General features: G+C 63.6%; 1 protein-coding gene. It reads left to right on the top strand.

All coding sequences use genetic code 11. The features are described 5' to 3' along the window. Positions 1-40 precede the first annotated feature (40 nt). Positions 41-855, top strand: a protein-coding gene (locus tag PV734_RS45705; RefSeq protein ID WP_199839878.1) for an IS5 family transposase whose coding sequence is annotated in 2 segments (ribosomal slippage) — positions 41-389 and positions 389-855 — 816 coding nt in all. Because the reading frame shifts where the segments join, the coding sequence is not laid out codon by codon here. Positions 856-865 lie beyond the last annotated feature (10 nt).

Below are 865 nucleotides of genomic sequence, written 5' to 3'. Positions count from 1 at the left end.
AGACCGTGTCCTACATGGTCAGTTGACAGTTGTCCTGGGCATGGGGAGTGGACGGTGGGGATGGATCGTTCCGGACGGACTGTGGGAATTAGCGAGGCCGTTGTTGCCGCCGGCCCGGGTGCGTCCGCAAGGGGGCGGGGTCGCGAACATCGATGATGAGGCGGTCTTCGCCGCGATCATCTATGTGCTGGTCAGCGGTTGCGCTTGGCGTGCGTTGCCACCGTGCTTCGGGGCGTCGAAGTCGACTGTCCATCGTCGGTTCGTCATCTGGTCGCGAGCCGGGGTCTGGGGACGGCTGCATCAGAAGATTCTCCGGCTTCTGGACGAGCGGGACCTGGTCGACCTCTCCCGCGCGGTCCTTGACTCTGCCCATGTGAGGGCTAAAAAAGGGGCGAACTTGCAGGTCCGAGCCCCGTGGACCGGGGTAAGCCCGGTTCCAAGATGCATGTCCTGTCCGACGCGAACGGACTGCCTCTACGCGTCGGAGTCTCCGCCGCCAACACCCACGACAGCCAGGCCCTGAAGCCGATGCTGTCCCATTTCCACATGGGACACGAATCCCACGCGACCGATTCCAAGCCTCAACGCCTTCATGCGGACAAGGCGTACGACGTGCCTCACCTGCGGCGATGGCTATGGGGCAAGCGCATCGGCGTCCGTATCGCCCGCAAAGGAGTCGAGTCCAGCGAGCGACTCGGCCGCCGAAGGTGGGTCATCGAACGCACCATGTCCTGGCTGACCGGCTACCGCCGACTCAACCACCGCTACGAGCGGAAACCAGGCAACTACCTGGCCTTTCTCGGACTGGCCGCAGCCCTTTGCTGCTACAAACGGCTCCGGAAACTGACCATGTAGGACACGGTCT

It is taken from the genome of Streptomyces sp. AK08-02, assembly GCF_033795085.1.
Lineage (GTDB): Bacteria > Actinomycetota > Actinomycetes > Streptomycetales > Streptomycetaceae > Streptomyces > Streptomyces echiniscabiei.
Note: the sequence above shows the minus strand (reverse complement) of the source record. Positions and strands in the feature narration are given on the sequence as shown.